This window comes from Tenacibaculum soleae (assembly GCF_030549005.1).
GTDB classification, from domain to species: domain Bacteria; phylum Bacteroidota; class Bacteroidia; order Flavobacteriales; family Flavobacteriaceae; genus Polaribacter; species Polaribacter soleae.
In genome coordinates this window covers 232,729-256,769 of sequence record NZ_JAUOSW010000005.1, presented here as the reverse complement: position 1 = coordinate 256,769, position 24,041 = coordinate 232,729, and the positions used below count along the sequence as shown (strand labels likewise).

The following is a 24,041-nucleotide window of genomic DNA, read 5'->3' as shown; positions in this document are numbered from 1 at the left end:
TATTATTTATTTGTTATTAAAATAAACAACTATGAAATATTTGCTATTCACTTTTTTTGCATTGCTATTAGCTTGTAATGTTCCTAAAAAAGAAATTGAAAAAAAAACGAACACCCCAAAAAAGGAAAAAACAATAATCGTAAAAGAACCTAACTTAATTAAAAACGAATTAATTGTAGTTTTTAAAAATCCTAAAAAAATTGAAGATGCCAAGTCATTACTTAAAAATAGTGGTTTAAATTTTCATAAAATGGCATATGATAAACAAAATTATAAAATCGGAATTGTTAGGATTCCCGAAGGAAAAAGAACTTTTTGGCTAGATAAATTACAAAAAACAAAAGCCTTTAAAGAAGTTGCTATCAATACTAAAAACACACTGAAAAATTTAATAGAAAAAGAAGAAAACACGCTTATTAGCATTCGTAAAACACCTTGTTTTGGCGACTGTGCTGTGTATACTTTAACGATTGATAAAAAAGGAAATGTAATTTATAATGGAATAGATTACGTATTAGAAAAAGGAATTCGTGAATTCACACTTCCTGAAATAGCCTTTAAAAAACTTACTAAAATGCTTGCTGAAAAAGATTTTAACGAGTTTAAAGATGTGTATGACGACCCAAAAATAACCGATTTACCAAGTACATATATTATAAGTAATGGAAAACAAATACAAATTAGACTATGGAATAATATTCCGGATGAACTAATTAATATTCACGAATATATTGAAGGAATTTTACTTGATAAAAAATTCATTGACTAATGACTAAAACTCACCTCTATTTTATGCCTGGTTTAGCTGCCAGTTCTAAAATATTTGAGTATCTTTCTTTACCAGAAAAAGTTTTTGAAATTCATTTTTTAGAATGGCTCATTCCTAACTCAATAAATGAAAGTATTGAAACATACGCACAAAGAATGTGTGCCAATATACAGCATAAAAATCCAATACTGATTGGGGTTTCTTTTGGCGGAATTTTAGTTCAAGAAATGAGTAAAATTATTCCTTGTAAAAAAGTCATTATTATATCAAGTGTAAAAAGTAATAAAGAGCTTCCTAAACGATTAAAATTAGCTTTAATTACTAAAGTTTATAAACTTTTCCCTTCAAAAATTATCGCAAATATTGAAAAATATGAGCATTACTTTTTTAATGATTATTTAAAAAAGAGAGCAGAATTATACAAAATATATTTATCTGTTAGAGACCCAAATTATTTACAATGGGCAATATATAATGTATTACATTGGCAACAAAATAAAGTATTAGCCAATATTGTACATATTCATGGAAAAAAAGACGAGGTTTTTCCTATAAAACATATCAAAAATAGTATCGAAATAGAAAATGGCACACATGTAATGATTTTAAATAAAGCTAAAAAAATTTCTAAATTATTAGAAAAGGAATGTTTTTTGATTGATTAATTTAAGGATCAATATTTAGAATTTAATTTAGTAATTAAACAATTTATATTACAACAAGATACAGTTAGAGTAACACAAAAATTAAACGAGAAAAAGAATCAATTATAAAAATTAAAAGAAAATGAATAAATCAATACGTTTTTTATCAATCATAACCGTAGTATTTGTAGCGGTATTATTTACCAACACCATTAGCCAATCTAACGAACCGTTAATTAAAAATGTAGCTGAAAGTTATCAAATAAAAGCTGTAAAATTACCAGCTACCTTGAATTTAGCTGGCGAACGAGTTCCGATAGAAAAACACGACATTAAAGAACGTATGGATAGAGAATTACTCGTAAACACTTACTGGCAATCAAACGGGTTATTACTTATAAAACGTGCACATAAATATTTTCCTATTCTTGAACCTTTATTAGTAAAACATGGTTTACCTGACGATTTTAAATTTTTAGCTTTGGCTGAAAGTGGTTTTATTGATGAAACCTCATCTGTAGGAGCTGCAGGTATGTGGCATTTTATGAAAAGAACAGGTTTAGAATATGGTTTAGAAATTAATAAAAATGTAGACGAACGTTATCATATAGAAAAATCTACCAAAGTCGCTGCCGAGTATTTAAAAAAAGCTTACAAACGTTTTAATTCATGGACCCTTGCTGCAGCTGCTTATAATGCAGGAAACCACGGTGTTGGAAAAAGATTAAAAGCACAGGGTGTAACTAGTTATTATGATGCTTTATTACCTGATGAAACCGAACGTTATGTATTTAGAGTTTTAGCTTTAAAAGAAATTATTTCAAACCCTAAAAAATATGGTTTTGAATTTGATGAAGATGATTTATATACTTTACCTTCAACTCATATTGTTAAAGTAGATACTGCCATTACCAACATTGCTTTGTTTGCTAAGAAGCACGGAACTACTTATAAAGACCTTAAACTTCATAATTCATGGTTACGCGAAAATAAATTAAATAATAAAAGTAGAAAGCTTTACGAAATTAAAATACCAAATTAATGAAAAAAGCGATTCCTTTTATATACATAACATTTGGTAGTTTTATTTTAATTGGAACTTTTTTTCAATTTTTTCAAAATCAAGAAAGCTATAGGGTCTTATTTAATTTTAAAACAGAAAACAAATATATTTTTCTATTAATAAGACTCTTATTTTCGTATTGGTTTATTGTAGATGGGATAAAAAAACTAAAACAACAAAAAGAAAGTTAATTTCAATTTAATCTTCAATTACTTTTACCCGCCCAACAATACCAGATTCTAATTGTACCTTTATTCCATGTGGATGCATTGCTGATTTTGTTAGCAACCTACTTACAATACCCTCGGTTAACTTACCTGTTCTTTGATGATTTTTTTGAACAACCTTAACCGTTGCTCCTATGGTAACATCTTTTCTATTTGTACCGTTTTTCATTTAGTAATAGTTTTTTAACAAAAGTAAAGAAGCCTATCAATAAATTGATAGGCTTCTTATTAAAAAGTTTACTCTGGTAAAATATATATTATAATACTCTTACGTTAACAGCGTTTAATCCTTTTCTTCCATCTTGTAATTCGAATTCAACTTCGTCGTTTTCACGAATCTCGTCGATTAATCCTGAAACATGTACAAAATGCTCTTTGTTTGATCCTTCTTCAGTAATAAATCCGAATCCTTTTGATTCGTTGAAGAATTTTACAGTACCTTTATTCATTGTAAAAAATTATGTGTTACTTGCTTAAGTGCCCGCAACGTTTATTATTATGCAAATGTAATGCCAAAATTATTAATATCAGCTTAAAAAACATTTTTTATTTATTTTTTTTTAAACTTAAGAAAACCCATCCATTTTGTATATTTTTATATTGTTAAACTTATTTATGCATGAATAATTTTTTAATAGGAATTGGTAAGCGTATCAAAATAATCAGAAAAAAACAAAAACTTACTATTAATGAGGTTGCCACAAACGCTGGTGTATCTAACGGTTTAATTTCTAGAATAGAAAATGGTAGAACAATACCTTCCTTACCTGTTTTACTAGAGTTAATAAGTGCTTTAAAAATTGATGCAAGTACTTTTTTTAAAGATATAGAAAATTCTCAATCAAGAAAATATATTCATATTTCTAAAAAACAACAGCAATTAATTGAAAAAGAAGTTGAAGCTGAAGGTTTTACTTATCATCATATTTTTAGTAAAAGTTTATCTGCTATAGGTTTTGAAGCTGTTATTTTAAACATAACACCAAACTCAAAAAGAGAAAAAGTAGTTACTGATGCTTGGGAGTTTAAATACATAATTAGTGGCAGTTGCACTTATTATATTGGAGAAGATAAAATTATTGTAAACAAAGGTGATTCTTTATACTTTAATGGAAAAACACCTCATTTACCTTATAATCATACAGCACAAGATTGCACAATGCTTGTGCTGTATTTTTTTATTGATGCTAGTTAAAATTATTTAAAACAATATCCTTTAAACTAACCAACGATTCAAAAATATATGTTGGTTTTTGTTCCTCCAACTGCTCTTTCGTTTGTGCTCCAGATAAGACACCTACTGTAATACCGCAACCTGCGTTTTTACCTTCCTCTATATCAATAGCTGAATCACCCGCTTTTAAAACCTTTGAAACATCAGTAACATTTAACAGTTCCATTGCTTTAAATATCATATCAGGATGTGGTCGTCCTTTTTTAACATCTGTTGCAGTTACTAGAGCATCAAAATGTACTTTTTCATCCCATTTAAGTTTTTCTATTAACAAGGTTGCTGTTTTTCTATCATAGCCTGTATTTAAAACTACTTTTATTCCCTCCGACCTTAAATCTAACAAAAATTTTTCAACTCCCTTTATAGGTTTAACCTCTAGTGTAGCATAGGCAATACTCAATAATTGTTTAAAATTATTAAATATTAATTCAGATTCTTTTATTTTATCAGACTTTAAGTACTTTAAAATATCTTTAATTGCTTGATGCTTTTCCTTTCCTGCACCATATTTTAAAACAGTTTCTAAACTTACCTCAACATTAGCTGCTACAATTGATTTATGTAATGTTTTATATACAACATTTTGCTCATCTACTGTTGTCCCTGCCATATCAAAAACAACCATTTGTAATTCTTTTTTTATCATTACTTATTAAAAATTTTATTAATGTTAACCTTTGAAAACCCTGCGCTTCCTGTCATTCCCTTACCTCCTATACCAGTTATAACATGTACATTATCGCTTACATTATATTCAAAAATGTCTTTTTCTTTACATTGACTATAAAAACCAGCCCACTTATATTGAATATCATAAGTTGGTAAATCAATTATTTTTTTAGCTTCTGCAATCATGTAATCATCTATTTTTTCATTTAAATCAAACCCTAGGTCGTTTATATTTTGGGCTGATGCATACTCATGTGAATCACCTATTATAACAGAACCATCAGTAGCTTGTTTAAATAAAATATGAATACCATATTTTTCTTGAAAACTATTAGGGTCTTCCTTAGCTTTTATCTGCTTCCAAGAAGCGCACTCTTCAAAAGCTTCATATCTTCGGATCGTTAAACCTGTTAAAATAGAACCATCTAAAGTGTAGTTTTTTTGAGGTTTCGTTTGCATCATTTGCAATTTAGAAACTACTAAATCGCTATTGTTATAAATTGATGGATATAATATTTTAAAATCTGCTCCATTACAAATAATAACTTTAGATGCTTTATAATCAATGCCGTTTGAAGCTGTCACAACAACATGGTTATTTACTTCTTGCGTGTTAATTACGGTAGTATTGTAATTAATTTGAATATTATTTTGTGCTGATAAAAAAGTGTGTAATCTATTTATCATCGTTTTAGGCTCTACTGTAACCTCATCCGGAAAAAATAATCCAGCTTTACAGTAATCTGATCGCAAACCAGCATACTTATCTAAACATTGCTTTTTATTTAATAATTGCGATGTGTAATTATTATTTTTATTTATTTGATGTAGTTCTTCAATCAACTGTACTTCTTCATCATTTGAAGCTAAATATACAGTTCCATTTTGTCTAATAGTAATATCAAATTGACTTTGAATATCTTTATAAATAGACAAAGTTTCTCTTCCAAAATCTTGCCATTTTTGATTCATTCCTGAAGGTACAACTTGTCCAAAATTACGTACTGTAGCTCCTTGAGGCCTACTATCTCTTTCTAAAATTGCCACAGACAATCCTTTTTTTGCTGCATGAAAGGCATGAAAAGTTCCTAAAACTCCTCCGCCAACAACAATTAAATCATATTTATTGTTCATATACTAATTTTTGTATTTCTATTGGTTTTTTATATTTGTTTTTAAAAAAATGATAGCAATAAACTGATACTCCTAACCCTATAATTGCTAATAAATAAAGTGCTTGTATAAAAAACGAGAGCCATGAAATATCACCTTTCCCAAAATTTTTATATAATAAAATAAGTATGCTACCTAAATAACCGAAAGCATCTGCTATGTAAATTAAAAAACCTACATTTCCTTTTATTTTAAAGGTGGCTATCATTCTATCAAAAAAGATTCCATTAAAAGGCACATAACAACTATACAGGCCTAAACCTGAAACAACCATCCAAACTAAAGGGGTAATTATCTGCTGTTGGTATAAGTAAGTTGATACTAAAATTGAAAAACAACCTACTATTAATACATAATGATAATATATAAATGCTTTATAATTTTTAGTTACACTACCTATCACCCCTAAAACAACTAGTACTATTATTGCTATTGGTATTTCAGAAATACTGTATATTGTAGCATCTGTATAGCCTAGTGCATCCCATATTTCTCTTGCAAAGTTGTCTCTAAAATCTCTTATTGAAGTAAGTAACATAAAAAAGAAAACAATTAAACTTAAGGGCAAAGCATAGTTTTTAAATAGCTGTTTTCGCTCTTGTTTATTTAATGGTTTTCTTACAGCTCTTAATAGTTTGTCTGTTTTAGTTGGAGCTGGTAACTTTTCTAACATCCAGGCAAAAAACAATAAGGGTAAAATAAAAATAACTCCTGTTACAAATGGCATCCAAAATTCATTAATTTGAAATTTATCAAGTACCAATTTTCCTATTGTTTTAACTGCTCCTGAGGATACAATAAAACTTGATGATAAGATTACCCCTAGTAACTCAGTTGCTTTTCTTCCTTCTAAGTATGAAAAAACAATTCCCCAAATCATACCTAAAGGTAATCCGTTTAAAAACAGAAAAATTATATTATAAGGTGCTGGTACAACCGCAAACCCCAATAAAGAAAGCTCTGCAAAAAGAATGAAACCTATTAAATAGTACATTCTTTTATTTGATTTCATTTCTGAAATTACTTTTATGCCTACAAACTTTGATAATGTATATCCTACAACCTGAGCTATTATTAATAATATTTTATAGTTTATACCTAAAAAAGCTAAGTTTTCAAAAGTTGCAACTGTAAATGGCTTTCTAAAAGCATACATGCAAAAATAAGTACCAAATGCAGCAATAGAAGCTTGTAATAAAAAACGTAAACGCATATATTATTTTTTTATATAGATTTAGCTCTCAATTTCTTGAGAGCTAAATTTTGCACTTAATTCAAATATTAAAGAGAAAACTTAACACCAATACTTCCTTTGACTCCGTAGTATTCTACTTGCTTAGGCCTGTCTTGGCTATTACCATAATGATAAATCAGGGGATTATTTAATATATTATTTACATCTGTATAAATTGTCCATTTGTTTCCTATTTGATAAGATGCTGAAAAATCTAATGTATTATACTTACCATAATACACGTCATCTATATCTCTTTCACCAAAAGCAATTGCATATTTTCCTTTATGATTAAAGGCTAATCTTGTGTTAAAGCCTCCTTTTTCAAAAAACAATTGCGCATTAAATAAGCTTTTTGCTTGGTATGGTGTAGTTACTTTTCTACCACTAGGCTTAATCATTTCTGAATCCATAAACGTTGCGTTTAAGTTTGCTCCAAAATATTGTAAAAACCCTGGTAAAAAGTCAAAACGTCTATTTATACCTAACTCTACTCCACCAATCCAAGCATCAGCTCCGTTTATAGGTGTGCTAAATTCTACTCCTTGTATACCATTATAAGGACCTTGATAAGTATCATTAAATATTGGGTTGGTAATAGATTTATAAAAAACACCTGCATTTATAACTCCTACATTTTGAAAGTAATACTCTCCTAATAAATCAAAATTCCATGAAAAAGTAGGGTCTAAATTAGGATTACCTCCTTTAAATTCGTTGTCAAAAGAAATAAAAGTTCCAGATGGTGAAATGTCTCCAAAATTTGGTCTTGAAAAACTTCTTGTTGCTGCAAAACGAATGTTTAAATCTTTTTTAGGAGAATACTTAACGTGTAACATTGGTAAAACAGCCCAGTATTTTTTTGTTTTTACTGATTTGGTTAAAACATCATTTTCAACTACATATCCATCTACTTTTGTTGTTGTTTTAGTAGCTCTTAAACCTGCTAAAATTGTTAATTTTTCAGTAGCTTTTAAAGTTCCCATTCCATAAAAAGATAAATGAGTTTCGTTAACATTAAAATTACGTCCTAACCCACTATTATATTGTAATGCAGAAGAGTCATCTTCTAAAACAGCTAAATTAGTTTTATTAGTGATCCAAAAATTTTGCATCCCTTGGGTAGACAAAACACTTCCAAATGACGTGTTTATACTTGTATTCATTTCTTTCAAATAATCTGCCGCTCCTGGTTGATTAATTAAGTATTTAGAGTAATCTGATAACACAGGTGTATCTCCTGCTCCATTCCAACCATAATATAAATCTTCAAAAGTAGCGGTGCGCTCTTTATCTCTATATTTTGTTCCTACCTTAATTTTAAAAACGTCATTAACAGTATGCTCATAATTTAAAGAAGAAACTATGTTATCTTTTTCTGTTATAGCTATTTTGTATAATTCTAAATCATAAAACTTCATTTTGGTTGGATCCATTTTAAAGTTATCGTTGCTAAAAAAACCAAATAAAGCATCAGTGTCATTATAATCTAACTTTCCACCATCTGCTTTCCAATATGCCCTATGATCTCCTGCCGATGGCCTAACATCTAAATAATTACCATTAATACCAACACCATCTTGTTTAAATTTTACTACAAAATAACTTTTATCTTCAGGAGTTGGAATGTTTCCATACCTAAACTCATTTGCGTAAGAAGCAATACTCCAATCTAATTTTCCATTTTCTAAATTGTGCTTTCCTCCTATTTCACCACCAAACATTTCTGTTATTAATTCATTGTGAATATTTTGTAATTCTACCCTAGCCGTACTAGATGTTTCATCAAATTTATCAAAACGTATTCTGTGTTTATAATGTTCTTCAGTGTCTGACAAAGTTCCATAAACTCCTCTAAAATACATTTTATGAGCTGGCGTAAAGTTATATTCCATTGCTCCGTTTAAGCCAGTAGTTACTCTTACACCGTTGTAATCTCTAAGTTCTATTCTAAAAACACCTTCATCTCCTTTTCTACGCGCTTCAAAATTATCAGTTCCCCAACTTCTATTCCAATATGAACCGTTGATAATATACCCAAATTTACCATCTTCACTTTTGTTTCCATAAGTTATAGATGCATTGTAAATAGGTGCTCCTGATTTTTCGTTAAATCCACCGCCTATATTTACATTTAAAATTTCTTTTGTTGGTGCTGTTTGTGTTATAAAATTAACACCTCCCGCAATACCATCAGCTTCCATATCTGGAGTGTAAGCTTTAGCTGCTTGTACGTATGATATTAATTCTGAAGGAAAAAAATCAAATGCTGTGGCGCGCGATGTAGTTTCTTCTTCAGCAGTAGGAATTCTATTTCCATTAATTGTTGTAGATGTCCAATATGGCGGTAATCCTCTAATTGATACAAAACGCCCTTCACCTTGATCTCTTTCAATTGACAATCCTTGAATACGCTGTACAGTTTCTGCTGCATTACGATCAGGTAATTTCCCTATACCATCTGCAGCGATAACATTCATAATACTCATTGATTTTTTTTGAATACTTAAAGCCTTTGCTTCTGTATTTCTTCTAGATTTAGCATTTATATGCACAACTCCTAATACTTCTGCTGACGGTAGTAAAGCTATTGTACCCATGTTATTATTTGTAGTACCTGTTACAACAACATCTAATACTTTTGTTTTAAAACCAATGTAAGATATTTCTAACTTTACATCTCCTTTTGGTATTTTACTTAATACAAAGTTTCCATCAAAATCTGTATTTACTCCTTTTGCTGTTCCTTTTACAACAACACTTGCTCCTGGTAAAGGGTAATTACCATCACTTACAATACCCAAAATTGTAGACTCTTGAGAGTAAGTTGTATTATTTATAATAAGAATTAATACCGTACTTATTAAAAATTTTAAATTATTCATTTTTATAGTTTTACAATAGTTAAATTATACACTGCAAATCAAATGTATTTTTTACTATTTGTAAACTTTTGAATATTAAGAAAACTTTTTCATAATGCTATTTTAGTGTAATAAAATTGTTACGTAATAAAAAAACCTTAACTATTTAGTTAAGGTTTTTTGCTCTTTTTTAATAATAAAAAATACTAATCAAATTTAGTATCCATTTTTACGTAATCTAAAAACTCACGTTTAGTGTCTTTATTCTTAAAAGCTCCACCAAATTCAGCTGTTACAGTACTACTTTCAATATCTTTTATTCCACGCGAATTTACACATAGGTGTTTTGCATCTACAATACAAGCAACATCTTCAGTACCTAATGCTTCTTGCATGGCTTGTACAATTTGCATTGTTAAACGCTCTTGTACTTGTGGTCTTTTAGAAAAATACTCTACAATACGATTCATTTTAGAAAGTCCAATAACTTTTCCGTTAGATATATAAGCCACATGTGCTCTTCCTATAATTGGTAATAAGTGATGTTCGCAGGTAGAATATACAACGATATTCTTTTCTACTAACATTTCTCCATAATTATAGTTATTGTCAAATGTAGATGCCTTTGGCATATTTTTAGGGTTTAACCCCATAAATAGTTCATTAACATAAGCCTTAGCAACACGTTTAGGCGTTCCTTGCATGCTATCATCTGTTAAATCCATTCCTAAAGTGATTAAAATATCTTTAACACTTTCTTCAATTCTTGCTATTTTTTCTTCATCAGAAATATCAAAAGCATCTTTACGTATTGGCGATTCTGCCGATGTCGCAATGTGATTCTCTCCTATTTCGTCTATTCTCTCGTCATTCATTTTGTTGTTGTTCACTTCAAACATTTCGTTCAATTATTAAGACGCAAATTTACAACTTTGTTGCTAATTTACTGTACTTTACTTATCAATTCGTTTAAAGAGCAAGTAATTTGCTCACCATTTGTCATATTTTTTAAAACAAATGTATTATTATCAACATTAGTTACAACAAATTGTATGTTTCTATTTGTAACATATTTCCATTGTTTTTTTTGTTGTTTATTACTTGTTGCTGTATCAGGATATAATTCTGATTTTATGTTGTTTTCTCTTAATGTTTTTATTGCTTTTATTTTTGATAAATTTTCACCCTCATCAAAATTTAAAAATAATACGCGTGGTTTTGGCAACTCAACCTCTTCAAATAAATTTAATTCTTCCATTACCAAATAAATTCTATCCAATCCAAAAGAAATACCTACACCACTCACATCTTTTAACCCGAAGATACCTGTTAAATCATCATAACGACCTCCACCGCCAATTGACCCCATTTTTACACCTTCAGGAGCGCTGACTTCATAAATAGCTCCGGTATAATAATTTAAACCACGAGCTAAGGTTACATCTAAAGTTAAGGTTGCTGAGGCTAAACCAATCTCTTCAATCATGTTTACAACGGTACGTAATTCTTGTACACCTGCTAAGCCTTTATCCGAAGTTTGTAACATTTCTTGCAAAGAAACTAGCTTATCTTGATTACTTCCTGAAAAATTAAACAACGGAGCTACTTTTACAATAGCTTCTTCAGAAATTCCTTTTTCAAGCATTTCTTTTACTACACCTTCTTTACCAATTTTATCTAACTTATCTAAAGCAACTGTAAAATCGATTAATTTATCCGAAGCTCCAATTACCTCAGCTATTCCAGATAAAATTTTTCTGTTATTTATTTTGATAGTCGTACCAAGTAGTCCTAACTTACTAAACACGGTATCATATAATTGTACAAACTCTACTTCCTGTAATAATGATTTGCTTCCTACCACATCGGCATCACATTGGTAAAACTCTCTAAAACGTCCTTTTTGTGGACGATCAGCTCTCCAAACTGGTTGAATTTGATACCTTTTAAAAGGAAAAGTAATATCGTTTTGGTGTTGTACCACGTAACGCGCAAAAGGCACTGTTAAGTCGTAACGTAAGGCTTTTTCTGAAATTAGTGATGTATTCTTTTTTGAATCTAAAACTTTTACATCTTCAATAAACTTACTATAAAATTTTTCAAAATGACTTGTTTTCTTTGCTGAAGATTCTTCAAAAAAAAGATTATCTCCTACAAGAGTTTTTAATGCTCCAAAATAATTTATCATATCTTCTTTATTTTCTTCATAAAAATGATATAAAAAAGCCCTATTTGAAGAATTTATGCTTTTATTATTATCTATTACTTCTTTTATATTATCTATTGTTTCTTGACCGATTTCATTTCCTCTTTTAGTCGTTTCAATTAGGCCGTCAAATATCATAAAAAGAATTGCTGACAAATTAGCAGTATCAATTACATTTCTTTTTACATCTTTTAAATAATCTCCAGAATTTAAAATCTTAAAAATTAAACGATCGCCTTCTTCTCCATATTTGCCCATTAAGGTTGATGAGTTTTCGAAACTTGGAGTTTCGATAGGTTGAAATCCAAAATTTTCAAACGAGTGTTTTATTATATTAAAAATATAATTTCTTTTTGCTACTTCATTTGATGAAAAATCTCTGGTTCCTTTTGGGATTGATGGTTTCATGTAAATAATTATGAATTATAGATTCTAAATTATGAGATTCTTCTCAAAACTTAAAATACTTATTTTTTTAAACGTTTGTATTCTGTTACTTCAAATTAAGTTTTTATAAGAGTAAAATACTTAATCTAACTTAGTTGGCAAATATCTGAATTTATAGGCGAATTACGAAGTTTTATTTATTCGTTTTAATCTATATAATGATGCATTTAACTCAAAGCCTAAAAGAAGTATAATTGAATTTAACCAAACAAACAACATTAATATTAAAAGTGTACCTATTGAACCGTATAATTGATTATAAGTAGCAAATTTATCTACATAAATACCAAAAAGGTAAAAAGAAAACAACGACAATATTGTTGTTAAAATTGCTCCTACTGAGAAAAACTTAACTTCTTTTCCTTGCTTGGTTCCGAAACGAAATAATAAGGATACAATGGTAAAAATCATTATTAAAAATAACAGACCTCTCCCCCAATAAAGTAAGTTTAAATCACTTGTATTTAACCAACTAATATTACCTATTCTAATTAAAGCTAACTGATAAAAAATAATAGCTATTACTGTTATTATTAAAAACAAAGACATTAACAACGAAACCCCTAAAGAAACAATATACGCTAAAAAAACACTTCTTATTTCTGTTACATGGTATGAGTACTCAAATCCTCCAAAAATAGCATTTACACCGTTTGTCATTAAAAAAATAGACGCCAAAAACCCAAAAGACAACAATCCGCTATATTGATTATTAATAATATCTTTTAACACCAAATCCACTGCGTCAAAAGTTTTTGGAGGCAACATCTCTTGAATTAACCAAAAAAGATTGTCTTGAAATCCTTCAATTGGTATGTATGGAATTAAAGATAGTATAAAAAGCATAAACGGAAAAATTGCCATAAAAAAACTGAATGCAATTCCGCCTGCACGCGTTGTTAAAGCTCCTTTTACAATACCTATTACATACATTTCTATTACATCATATAATGACATACCTTGTAAACCCGGAATTTTTATTTTCTTCCCGAATTTTACCAAGAGGTTTATTACTGGTATTTTTTCTAGGTTATTTTCTATTTCTTTTATCATCCAATAATAATATTATACTTCTGTAATAATCCTATTATATTTTCTTTACTAAACTGTGCTCCTTTTAGTTGATTTGTTTCAGGATTGATTGTAAAATTAACTGCTGTTCTAAAATTTGATTTTTCTATAATTGAACGATCAAAAATTGCGCTTTTTAAATCACAATTATCAAAAAGTGCACTCGTAATATTTGTTTCGGTAAAATCTACTTCTTGTAAACTACAGTTTGTAAATTTTGTTTTCGGAATTTTAAGTTGATAAAACGATGAAAAATTTAATTGACAATCTTTAAAACTAAACTGTAATAAAAACGAATCACATTTATTAAATTTTACACCTATCATTTTACAATTGATAAACGATACGTCTTTAAAAGCTGTATTTGCTACAATTGCATTGCTAAAGTTACAGTTGATAAATTCACAGTCGACAAACTGAATATTAGATGCATGTACGTTCTCGAAATTACAATCGGTGAACGTACAATTATCATATTCTCCTTTTTTGATTTTTGCTACCGAAAAATCAACTTTATTAAATGTTTCACTATCAAAATAATCATTCATTATTTTAATCCTCTAGCTTTTAACATTGGTGCTGCTTTCGGGTCTCTTCCTGCAAAAACATTATACATCTTCGCATAATCCATCGTATTTCCTTTTGATAACACTTCTTTTCTAAACTTATCTCCGTTTGCTCGTGTTAACAATCCGTTGTTTTTAAACCAATCAAAAGCATCGTGACTTAACATTTCTGTCCATAAATATGAGTAATATCCAGCAGCATAACCACCACTAAAAATGTGTGCAAAATAAGTAGAACGATATCTTGGCGGTACTTCAGATACTTTTAATTTCATTTTTTCTAATGCCGCTGCTTCAAACTTAGCAACATCTTCAATTTTTGTATCAACAGAAACTGTATGCCATTTCATATCTAAACTAGAAGAAGCTAAGTTTTCAATCATTGAATATCCTTGATTAAAAGTTCCGGCATCTTTAATTTTTTGTAATAATTCGGCAGGAATCACTTCTCCTGTTTTATAATGTACTGCGTAATTATTTAAAACGGCTGGATGTGTTGACCAGTTTTCATTAAACTGCGACGGAAACTCTACAAAATCTCTCGCCGTACTTGTTCCTGAAATTGATGCATATTGTTGATTACCAAACAAACCGTGTAATGCGTGACCAAACTCGTGAAACATCGTTTCTACCTCATCAAAACTAATTAAAGCAGGTTCTCCTGCTGCTGGTTTTGGCGAATTACATACATTATAAACCACCGGTTTTTGGTTACGTAATTTTGATTGTTTTACAAAAGCACTCATCCAAGCTCCGCCACGCTTGCTATCTCTTGCAAAGAAATCACCATAAAACAATCCTAATTTACTTCCGTCTTCTTCAAACAACTCATATACCACAACATCTGGATGATAAACAGGAATATCGGTACGTTTTTTAAAAGTGATTCCGTATAATTTTGTTGCTGCAAAAAACACTCCTTTTTCTAAAACATTTGTCAATTCGAAGTAAGGTTTTATTGCTGCTTCGTTTAAATTGTATTTAGATTTACGTACTTTCTCAGCATAATGATTCCAATCATATGCTGTTAATTTAAAGTCTTTTCCTTCTTTATTAATTTCAGCTTGAATTTCTTTAGTTTCTGAGGCTACTTTAGTTAAAGCACCAGGAATTAAACCATCAAACATTTCAAAAACTTTAGCTGGTGTTGATGCCATAGTGCCTTGTAAGCTCCAACTTGCATAATTATCAAAACCTAAAATTTGTGCTTTTTGAGCCCTTAAAGCCACCATTTTTTTAACCAATTCGCTTGTATCGTATTCTCCAGCATCGGACCTATGGATTGACTTTTCGAATAACTCTTTACGAACTTCTCTGTTTTCTAATGTTTGTAATGATGGTTGTTGTGTGGTATTTATCAACTGAATTTCAAACTTATTATCTTTTGCAATCGATTTAATTTTTTCTTCAGAAAATCCTTTTAATTTTTCTTTATCAGCAACTACAACACCACCTTTTTTACTGGCATCTAATAGTTTTTTACCAAAATCGTTTGATAAGGTTGCTATTTCAGAATTAATCTTTTTTAGTTGCTCTTTTTTATCTTCTGATAAATTAGCTCCAGCTTTTGTAAAGTTTTTATAATACTCCTTTACTAAATGTTTTGATTCTGCGTCAAGTTCTAATCCTTCTAAATTATCATAAACTACTTTTAACTTAGCAAACAACTGCGTGTTTAATAAAATATCATCGTTATGTTTAGAAAACTTAGGCGCTAACTCTTTTTGAACATCTTTAATAACATCATTGGTGTTTGCTCCAGCTAAAGCATAAAAAACAGCAGTTACATTATCCAAAGTTTTGCTACTTTCTTCTAAAGCTAAAATGGTATTTTCAAAGGTTGGAACATCAACATTTGATACAATTTTATCAATTGCTTCGTTCTGTAATTTCATCCCTTTTAAAATAGCAGGCATAAAATGTTCATCTTTAATTTTAGTAAAATCTGGCGCACCATAATCTAAGGTGCTTTTTACCAATAACGGATTTTCTACAACCATATTTGTTTTTGATTCTTTTTTAGTTTCTTTAGTATTACAAGAAATTGCCAATACTAAAGTTGCTACTATAATTATATGTTTTTTCATTTTAATAAAATTAAATTAATCAACTGCTTTTAAACTTAAATCTAAATTATATACAGAGTGTGTTAAGGCTCCTGATGATATAAAATCGACTCCACAATCGGCATATTTACGTATGGTTTCTTCGTTAATTCCTCCCGAAGATTCAGTTAAACAAGTATCACCAATTAAAGCAACAGCTTTACGAGTATCTTCGTAATTAAAATTATCTATTAAGATTCTATACACGCCTTTGTTTGATAAAATTTCTTTAATTTCTTCTAAACTACGCGCTTCAACAATAATTTTAATATCTAAATTTTTTGCTGCTAAATATTTTTTTGTTTTAGTAATTGCTTGGGTAATTCCGCCTGCAAAATCAATATGATTGTCTTTAATCATTACCATATCGTATAAAGCAAATCGATGATTTTCTCCACCTCCAATTTTTACTGCCCATTTTTCTAATGCGCGAATACCTGGCGTGGTTTTACGAGTATCTAACACTTTGGTTTTTGTACCATCTAATAAATTAGCAAAAAACTTTGTTTTAGTAGCAATGGCACTCATACGTTGCATAGCATTTAACACTAAACGTTCTGCCATTAATATTGATTGTGATTTACCGGTAACATAAAAAACAATATCTCCATATTTTACTTCATCTCCATCATTAAGTAATGTTTCAACTTGTAAATTAGCATCTACATATTTAAAAACCATTTTAGCAAACTCAACTCCAGCAATAACTCCGTCATCTTTAACTAATAATTTTGCTTTACCTGTTGCATCCGAAGGAATACAAGAAAGTGAAGTATGATCGCCATCGCCTATATCTTCACGAATGGCATTTGTAATTATTAAATCTAACTCTTTATTAAATTGTTCTTTTGATATCATATTTTCAATAATTATGACGTAAAAATACTATTTTAATTATGAATTACGAATGATGTATTACCCAATTAATACATTTAATTACTAATTTTGGCGCATGAAAATAAAACTACTTGCCATTGGTAAAACTGATGATAAAAATTTGGTTCAATTGATTCAAAATTATCAGAATAGATTAAAACATTATGTGAAGTTTGAGTTAGAAATTATACCAGATATCAAAAATGTTAAAAACCTTAGTGAACCACAGCAAAAAGAAAAAGAAGGTACTTTAATTTTAACAAAACTTCAAAACACTGATCAACTAATTTTATTGGATGATAAGGGAAAGGATTTCACCTCTGTTGAGTTTTCTAAGTATCTTCAAAAAAAGATGAATTCGGGTATTAAACAGTTAGTTTTAGTGATTGGTGGACCATACGGATTTTCAGATGCTGTTTATAAGAAGGCACAAGGAAAAATTTCATTATCAAAAATGACTTTTTCTCACCAAATGATTCGATTATTTGTTACTGAACAGATTTATCGTGGATTTACAATTTTACGAAATGAACCATATCATCACGAGTAAATTTATCCTTATTTCTTTTATTAATTTATAAAAAAACTGTAATTTTGTCGCCCGAAAAAAATACTTGAAACACCCCAATAAACAAATCAAAATGAATACATTAAAATTTTTATTACTTACTGTTTTTTTTATAAACATAATTGGAACACAGCAAATAAATGCTCAAAATGATTTTAAAGAGTTAAAAACTCAGATAAAGGTAAAAAAAGACCAAGTTAGCGCTAATGAAGAGATTTTAATGAGCGGAATTAAAGCTTTAAAAAGAGTTACAGCTAATTTAGAAGACTTTAAAAAGAGCAAAAAAGCTACTAAAAATGAGGTTAATAGAAAAGAAAAAATCGTTGCAAACATGCAAGATAGACTAACAAAATTAAACTCTCAGATTGATAATCAAAAAGAAAATCTAGCTTCACTTGAAAGAAAACTTGCAAGAAAAACAAAGAAGAGCACTCCTAAAAAAACGGCTACTCAAAAAGCTAAAAATAATGTAGAAACTCCTATAAAAGATAACGTAAGTGAATTAGCTATACGTAAGCAAAAGCTTGAAGAAGCTCGCAGAAAAATAGAAGAAAGCCGTAAAGCTAAAGAAATTGCATATTTAAAAGAACAGGAAGCTTTGCGTTTAGAGGTTGAAAAATTAGAGCAATTAGATAATCAAATTAAAGCTGAAGAAAAATCTATTATTAAAGAAAAAGGAACTTTAATTAGCGATTATGAGGATGACATTAGTATTAATGAAGAAATTTTAATTAGTGGTAAAGAAGGTTTAGCTAAAATGAAAGCAAAATTAGAGACTGCTAAAAAAGACCCTACTACTTCTAAAGAAAGTATTGCTCGTAAAGAAGCTATTATTGTTAAAATTCAAGAGCGTTTAAACAAAATTCAAAACGAAATAAATACTAAAAAGGTAGAGTTAGCAAAACTAAAAGCATAATCACTTTTTAATTATTTTATAAAAAAAAGCGAAATTTAGAATAATCTAAATTTCGCTTTTTTATACTACTAGTTTTTAGCCAACTTATACAGTACAATTACCTCAATAATAATAGTAGGTATTAATAAAAACAATCCTAAAGTAGCCAAAATAACCGTTGTTAAACAAATACCTGTTACAATTTCTACAATTCCGTTTACTTGAATTAAAGTTCCCAATTGTTGTTTTAATTGCAATAAACTTATTCCGAAAATTATTTGAACAATTCCAAAAACCAATAATTTAACAACAATTGATATTGCAATAATTTCATCTGATAAGTTTACAAGAAACACGTCATATACTGCAAAAAGAACATAAGTAACCATAAAAATTAACACAATTATTTTTAATAATTTATGTGAATATAGTTTCGCTATTTTTAAAAACCCTCTAAAAAAAAACACAAACGTTAATGCAGAAACAGCTTTAACACCTGTATATAAAAAATTATTAAAAATAGCAGTATCTTTTGCAAACTGAAACACATCAGCTATAGCCTCTATAAATCCAAAAATAAAATAAACGATTCCAAAAACCCAAGCTAAATTCAACACTTTTTTATCTTGACTATTTATTTCTACATCGTTTAAAAAACTTTCATCAATATTAGTATCCAATGCTTCTAAAATAACCTTAATAGTAAAACTCCTCGGTGTGGTTTCTCCTGCTTCTATTCGCTGAATTGTTCGCACATTAATATTACATTTTTCAACTAACTCTTCTTGTGTTAATCCTTTTTGTTTTCTTAATTCAAAAATCTTTTTTCCTAATGCTGGTTGTTTCATGGTAAGTAAATTTTTATTTTCCATACAATGTTACTTTTGCTTTTTGATTTGATAAAGTTTTTTAATTGATTTTAACCCGACATTATAACGACAATGCACTATAACCAATACTTACAGCAATTTTTTATTTTTATAAATAATTAAATAACTACTTACAAAGATGATAAAAATTGATACATTTGTTAGTAAAAAATTGATTAATGAAACTTGTATTTGCTACAAATAATTTAAATAAACTAGCCGAAGTACAAAAAATGCTTCCTAATACTATTGAGCTACTTTCTTTAAAAGATATTAGTTGTTTTGATGACATTGAAGAAACTGCTAGTACTCTGGAAGGTAATGCTAAAATTAAAGCAGATCATATTACAAAAAACTATGGCTATAATTGTTTTGCTGATGATACTGGTTTAGAAATTGAAAGTTTACAAGGAGCTCCTGGAGTATATTCTGCTCGTTATGCTGGTGAACCTAGTAATTCGGAAAAAAATATGCAAAAAGCATTGACCGAATTAAACAAAAAAGAAAATAGAAACGCACAGTTTAGAACCTCTATTTGTTTAAATTTAAACGGAAAACAATTTCTATTTGATGGCATTTGTAAAGGTGTTATTTTAACTCAAAAACAAGGAGAAAAAGGTTTTGGCTACGATCCAATTTTTCAACCAGACGGATTTAACACCTCGTTTGCTGAAATGACCTCGGATGAAAAAAATAACATTAGCCATCGTGGATTAGCAATTCGTAAATTAGTTGAATTTTTAAAATCAATCAACTAATTGAATACTTCTAACAACAATAATTATTTTATTATTTTATCGGTTTTACTGATATTATTTTTCTTTTTAAACACCAGTCTGGGTTCTGTTTCAATTCCTTTTAAAGATATTTTCAATTCACTAACAGGCGGTGTTGCATCTAAAGATAGTTGGCAAACTATCATTTTAAACTTTCGCTTACCCAAAGCAATCACAGCTATTATGGTAGGTTCAGGCCTGTCTATTTGCGGGTTATTAATGCAAACTTTATTTAGAAACCCTCTTGCTGGACCATTTGTATTAGGAATATCATCTGGAGCTAGTTTAGGAGTTGCTTTGCTTATTTTAGGAACGAGTTTATTTGGAGGTTTGTTTATTTCAATATCTTTTTCAAATTGGGCAATGGCTATCGCTGCAAGTTTAGGCTCGTTTATTGTTTTAACAGCAGTAATTATAGCTGCTAGTAGAGTTAGAAATACCATGTCTATTTTAATTATAGGGTTAATGTTTGGCTCTTTAACTTCAGCCATAATAAGTGTTTTATCGTACTTTAGTGAAGCCGAACAAATTCAACAATATATGTTTTGGAGCTTTGGTAGCTTAGGTAACTTATCATGGACAGAACTTACTGTTTTCGGGTTTATTTACCTTATTGGCATGTTAAGTACATTTACCATTATAAAACCTTTAAATAGTTTTTTATTAGGTGAAAATTATGCTAAAAGCCTGGGTATAAACATTAAAAAAAGTAGAAATATTATTTTAATAATTACCAGCTTATTAACTGGTGTTATTACAGCCTTTTCAGGACCTATTGCTTTTATTGGTATTGCCATACCACACATTGCTAAAATGATTTTTGTAACTTCTAATCACAAAATATTACTCCCAGCAGCCGCACTTATTGGTGCTATTGCTTTATTAATTTGCGATTCAATTGCTCAGTTACCTACAAGTGAATTTACCTTACCTATAAATGCAATTACATCATTATTTGGTGCACCTGTTGTTATTTGGTTATTAGTGAGAAAAAAGAAAATTTATGTATAAAATTGAATAACCTTAAAAAACATATCGTTCTTAAAGCTGATAAGCTTTCAATAGGTTATCAAAATAAAAAACAACAAACTGTTATTGCTGATAATCTTAATTTTTCTGTTGAAAAAGGAAAATTTGTAGCCTTATTAGGTAAAAACGGAATAGGGAAATCTACCTTATTACGTACACTATCTAAAGTACAAAATCCGTTAAGCGGAATTATTGAAGTTAATCAAAAAAACATTCTTAAATACTCTAATCAAGAATTAGCAATATCATTAAGTTTAGTATTAACCGAACGTTTACCACAAAGCCAACTTACCGTTTTCGAATTAATTGCTTTAGGTAGGCAACCTTATACTAATTGGATTGATAAATTATCAGCAAAAGATCTAAAAAAAGTTCTCTGGGCTATCGAACAGACAAATATCGATCACTTAAAGAATAAACGTTTTTATGAATTAAGTGACGGACAATTACAGCGCGTTCTTATTGCTCGTGCTTTAGCTCAAGATACCGAAATTATTATTTTAGATGAGCCTACCGCACACTTAGACATTCATCATACCTTTAAAGTTTTTTCTTTATTAAAGCAATTAGTTGAAAAAACAGGAAAAACAATCATTATTTCTACACATGAAGTAAACCTTGCTATTCAATTAGCTGATGAATTTATTTTACTTTCTGAACAACAAATTTATAATGGAACTGCAAAAGAGTTAATCAATCAAAATGCTTTTGACCAATTATTTCCTAAAGAATTAATTAACTTTAACAAAACATTAGAACAATTCGTCATCAAGAAAAATTAAATTTGGCTAATTATAACAATATGTTATTTTTGAACATCAATCAAACCTTAAATTAATGAAAAAATTACTTTATATAGCAAGTGCAATAGCACTTACTGCTTGTGGAGCAAGTAAAGACACTGCAAATAATGAGCATAAAAATGATACTAATATAGATTACGCTGCTAAATATGCTAAAACAATTACCGCTAAAGATTTAGGTAAACACTTATTTGTATATGCTTCTGATGAGTTTGAAGGACGTGACACAGGTGAGCCTGGGCAAAAAAAAGCAGTCAATTATTTAAGAGATTTTTATAAAAATGAAGGTATTATATCTCCTTTAGGTAACAATAATTATTTTCAAAAAGTCCCTTCTGAATATTTAAGTAATAATCGTAGAGGAATGAAATTAAAAGATTCTGAAAATGTTGTTGCTTTTATTGAAGGAACAGAAAAACCAGAAGAAATTTTAGTAATTTCCGCTCATTTAGATCACGAAGGTGTAAAAAATGGAAAAATATACAATGGTGCTGATGATGATGGATCTGGAACTGTTGCTATTTTAGAAATTGCAGAAGCTTTTAAACAAGCTTATAACGAAGGTAAAAAACCAAAACGTTCTATTTTATTTTTACACGTAACTGGTGAAGAAAAAGGATTATTAGGTTCTAAATATTATACAGAAAACCCAATTTTTCCTTTAGCAAATACTGTTACCAATTTAAACATTGATATGATTGGTAGAGTTGATGATCGTCATAAAGGGAATCCTAATTATGTATATTTAATCGGCGCTGATAAATTAAGTACTGAGCTACATAATATTTCTGAAGCTATAAATAAAAAATACACAAATGTTGCTTTAGATTATAAGTATAACGATGAAAACGACCCAAACCGTTACTACTATCGTTCTGATCATTATAACTTTGCAAAAAATAACATTCCTGTTATTTTTTATTTTAACGGTACTCATGATGACTACCATCAACCAACAGACACACCTGATAAAATCAACTACGAGATGTTAGAAAACAGAACTCGTTTAGTTTTTCATACTGCTTGGGAGCTTGCAAATCGTGATAATCGTGTTATTGTTGACAAAGGGGAAAAAGCAAAGTAACAAACATATTTCTTACATAAAAACTCGCCATTTGGTGAGTTTTTTTTTAACCTTTTAATTACATCAAAGACTAAAAAATCAATATCTTTCACTAAAAAATAACACATGGAAAATTTAACTAACAAAAAAGCTATCATAACTGGAGGTGGTAGAGGTTTAGGAAAAGCTACCGCAATTGCTTTTGCTAAAAAAGGAATAAACGTTGCTATAACTGGTAGAAATGAAGAACGTTTACTTAGCACTGTTAAAGAATTAAAAAAATATAACATACAAGCAACTTACGCTGTTTTTGACGTAAGCAATTACAACGAAGTTCAAAAAGGGATAAAAGACATTATAACTACTTTTGGCACTGTTGATATTTTAGTAAATAATGCAGGTATTGCTGCTTTTGGTTCGCTAAACGAAATGCCCGTTGAAGATTGGACACAAATTATACAAACCAATTTAATGGGAATGTATTATGTTACCAAAGAAGTTTTACCTTATTTAATTGAAAAAAACGAAGGTGATATTATTAATATTGCTTCTACTGCAGGCTTAAACGGAAATGCAACGACCTCAGCATATTCAGCCTCTAAATTTGCTGTAATCGGAATGTCCGAATCATTAATGAAAGAAGTTCGTAAAAACAATATTAGAGTATGCACTCTTACCCCTAGTACAATTGCTTCTGACATGTCTTTAGAATTAGGTATTACCGATGGAAATACAGAAAAAGTATTACAGCCAGATGATTTCGCCGAGTTAATTGTAGCTGGTTTAAGTTTACCTAGAAGAGCTATGCTTAAAGGTGCATCTTTATGGTCAACCAATCCGTAAAAATTATTAGAGGTTTTCTTTACAAGTAAAAGAAAACCTCTAATAAT

Annotated in this window: 24 protein-coding genes; 11 read left to right on the top strand and 13 right to left on the bottom strand. The window is 29.2% G+C overall.

What is annotated here, in order from left to right; all coding sequences use genetic code 11:
- Positions 1–31 precede the first annotated feature (31 nt).
- The 3 genes from Q4586_RS09405 (at position 32) to Q4586_RS09395 (ending at position 2,455) form a co-directional block, all read left to right on the top strand.
- Complete coding sequence (locus Q4586_RS09405; protein WP_303528599.1) at positions 32–769, top strand: DUF6438 domain-containing protein; 738 nt, start codon at positions 32–34, stop codon at positions 767–769.
- The gene (locus tag Q4586_RS09400) at positions 769–1,434 is read left to right on the top strand and encodes an alpha/beta fold hydrolase (RefSeq protein ID WP_303528598.1); all 666 of its coding nucleotides are present in this window, start codon (positions 769–771) and stop codon (positions 1,432–1,434) included. The genes Q4586_RS09405 and Q4586_RS09400 overlap by 1 nt, the downstream gene beginning before the upstream one ends.
- A gap of 121 nt (positions 1,435–1,555) precedes the next feature.
- A complete protein-coding gene (locus tag Q4586_RS09395) occupies positions 1,556–2,455 on the top strand; it encodes a lytic transglycosylase domain-containing protein (RefSeq protein WP_068703545.1) in 900 nt (299 codons plus the stop codon).
- Positions 2,456–2,674: 219 nt separating this feature from the next.
- Here the strand turns inward: Q4586_RS09395 and Q4586_RS09390 are convergent, their stop codons facing one another.
- Positions 2,675–2,872: a YwbE family protein gene (locus Q4586_RS09390; protein WP_068703542.1), complete on the bottom strand. Its 198-nt coding sequence runs from the start codon at positions 2,870–2,872 to the stop codon at positions 2,675–2,677.
- Between the two features lie 88 nt (positions 2,873–2,960).
- On the bottom strand, positions 2,961–3,152 hold the full coding sequence (locus Q4586_RS09385) for a cold-shock protein (RefSeq protein ID WP_068703540.1): 192 nt from the start codon (positions 3,150–3,152) through the stop codon (positions 2,961–2,963).
- A 170-nt stretch (positions 3,153–3,322) separates the two neighbouring features.
- Here Q4586_RS09385 and Q4586_RS09380 point away from each other — a divergent pair, with 170 nt between their 5' ends.
- Entirely contained in the window at positions 3,323–3,898 is a 576-nt protein-coding gene (locus Q4586_RS09380) for a helix-turn-helix domain-containing protein (RefSeq protein WP_068703538.1), read from the top strand.
- On the opposite strand, the gene Q4586_RS09375 is transcribed toward Q4586_RS09380, so the two are convergent.
- From Q4586_RS09375 to nadC, 10 genes are all read right to left on the bottom strand, one after another.
- Positions 3,891–4,583, bottom strand: a complete 693-nt coding sequence (locus Q4586_RS09375; RefSeq protein WP_303528595.1) for a phosphonatase-like hydrolase — start codon at positions 4,581–4,583, stop codon at positions 3,891–3,893. The genes Q4586_RS09380 and Q4586_RS09375 overlap by 8 nt on opposite strands.
- Positions 4,583–5,740, bottom strand: a complete 1,158-nt coding sequence (locus tag Q4586_RS09370; protein ID WP_303528593.1) for a TIGR03364 family FAD-dependent oxidoreductase — start codon at positions 5,738–5,740, stop codon at positions 4,583–4,585. Before Q4586_RS09370 ends, Q4586_RS09375 begins: the two co-directional genes overlap by 1 nt.
- Positions 5,730–6,992 carry a DUF5690 family protein gene (locus Q4586_RS09365; protein ID WP_303528592.1) on the bottom strand — a complete coding sequence of 421 codons (1,263 nt, stop codon included), beginning with the start codon at positions 6,990–6,992 and terminating at the stop codon, positions 5,730–5,732. The genes Q4586_RS09370 and Q4586_RS09365 overlap by 11 nt, the downstream gene beginning before the upstream one ends.
- Before the next feature lie 68 nt (positions 6,993–7,060).
- Positions 7,061–9,898, bottom strand: coding sequence for a TonB-dependent receptor (locus Q4586_RS09360; RefSeq protein ID WP_303528590.1), 2,838 nt, complete (start codon positions 9,896–9,898; stop codon positions 7,061–7,063).
- A gap of 185 nt (positions 9,899–10,083) precedes the next feature.
- Entirely contained in the window at positions 10,084–10,776 is a 693-nt protein-coding gene (folE, locus tag Q4586_RS09355) for a GTP cyclohydrolase I FolE (RefSeq protein ID WP_068703525.1), read from the bottom strand.
- Positions 10,777–10,820: 44 nt separating this feature from the next.
- A complete protein-coding gene (gene hisS, locus Q4586_RS09350; protein ID WP_303528588.1) occupies positions 10,821–12,491 on the bottom strand; it encodes a histidine--tRNA ligase in 1,671 nt (556 codons plus the stop codon).
- Positions 12,492–12,653: 162 nt separating this feature from the next.
- A complete protein-coding gene (locus tag Q4586_RS09345) occupies positions 12,654–13,583 on the bottom strand; it encodes a YihY/virulence factor BrkB family protein (protein WP_303528586.1) in 930 nt (309 codons plus the stop codon).
- Positions 13,580–14,149 carry a pentapeptide repeat-containing protein gene (locus Q4586_RS09340; protein ID WP_303528585.1) on the bottom strand — a complete coding sequence of 190 codons (570 nt, stop codon included), beginning with the start codon at positions 14,147–14,149 and terminating at the stop codon, positions 13,580–13,582. The genes Q4586_RS09345 and Q4586_RS09340 overlap by 4 nt, the downstream gene beginning before the upstream one ends.
- On the bottom strand, positions 14,149–16,254 hold the full coding sequence (locus tag Q4586_RS09335; protein WP_303528584.1) for a M3 family metallopeptidase: 2,106 nt from the start codon (positions 16,252–16,254) through the stop codon (positions 14,149–14,151). Before Q4586_RS09335 ends, Q4586_RS09340 begins: the two co-directional genes overlap by 1 nt.
- Before the next feature lie 15 nt (positions 16,255–16,269).
- Entirely contained in the window at positions 16,270–17,130 is an 861-nt protein-coding gene (gene nadC / locus Q4586_RS09330) for a carboxylating nicotinate-nucleotide diphosphorylase (RefSeq protein ID WP_068703512.1), read from the bottom strand.
- A 94-nt stretch (positions 17,131–17,224) separates the two neighbouring features.
- Here nadC and rlmH point away from each other — a divergent pair, with 94 nt between their 5' ends.
- Complete coding sequence (gene rlmH, locus Q4586_RS09325; RefSeq protein ID WP_271406507.1) at positions 17,225–17,698, top strand: 23S rRNA (pseudouridine(1915)-N(3))-methyltransferase RlmH; 474 nt, start codon at positions 17,225–17,227, stop codon at positions 17,696–17,698.
- Between the two features lie 91 nt (positions 17,699–17,789).
- Positions 17,790–18,632, top strand: coding sequence for a coiled-coil domain-containing protein (locus Q4586_RS09320; RefSeq protein ID WP_303528583.1), 843 nt, complete (start codon positions 17,790–17,792; stop codon positions 18,630–18,632).
- Positions 18,633–18,700: 68 nt separating this feature from the next.
- Here the strand turns inward: Q4586_RS09320 and Q4586_RS09315 are convergent, their stop codons facing one another.
- Positions 18,701–19,483, bottom strand: a complete 783-nt coding sequence (locus Q4586_RS09315) for a helix-turn-helix domain-containing protein (RefSeq protein ID WP_303528581.1) — start codon at positions 19,481–19,483, stop codon at positions 18,701–18,703.
- A 176-nt stretch (positions 19,484–19,659) separates the two neighbouring features.
- Here Q4586_RS09315 and Q4586_RS09310 point away from each other — a divergent pair, with 176 nt between their 5' ends.
- From Q4586_RS09310 to Q4586_RS09290, 5 genes are all read left to right on the top strand, one after another.
- Positions 19,660–20,238, top strand: a complete 579-nt coding sequence (locus tag Q4586_RS09310) for a non-canonical purine NTP diphosphatase (protein WP_068703504.1) — start codon at positions 19,660–19,662, stop codon at positions 20,236–20,238.
- Entirely contained in the window at positions 20,239–21,267 is a 1,029-nt protein-coding gene (locus tag Q4586_RS09305) for a FecCD family ABC transporter permease (RefSeq protein ID WP_068703501.1), read from the top strand.
- 2 nt (positions 21,268–21,269) lie between these two features.
- Positions 21,270–22,067, top strand: a complete 798-nt coding sequence (locus tag Q4586_RS09300; protein ID WP_303528578.1) for an ABC transporter ATP-binding protein — start codon at positions 21,270–21,272, stop codon at positions 22,065–22,067.
- 55 nt (positions 22,068–22,122) lie between these two features.
- Positions 22,123–23,172: a M28 family metallopeptidase gene (locus tag Q4586_RS09295; protein ID WP_303528577.1), complete on the top strand. Its 1,050-nt coding sequence runs from the start codon at positions 22,123–22,125 to the stop codon at positions 23,170–23,172.
- Positions 23,173–23,277: 105 nt separating this feature from the next.
- Positions 23,278–23,994 carry a 3-ketoacyl-ACP reductase gene (locus Q4586_RS09290; RefSeq protein WP_303528576.1) on the top strand — a complete coding sequence of 239 codons (717 nt, stop codon included), beginning with the start codon at positions 23,278–23,280 and terminating at the stop codon, positions 23,992–23,994.
- The last annotated feature ends 47 nt before the right edge of the window (positions 23,995–24,041 follow it).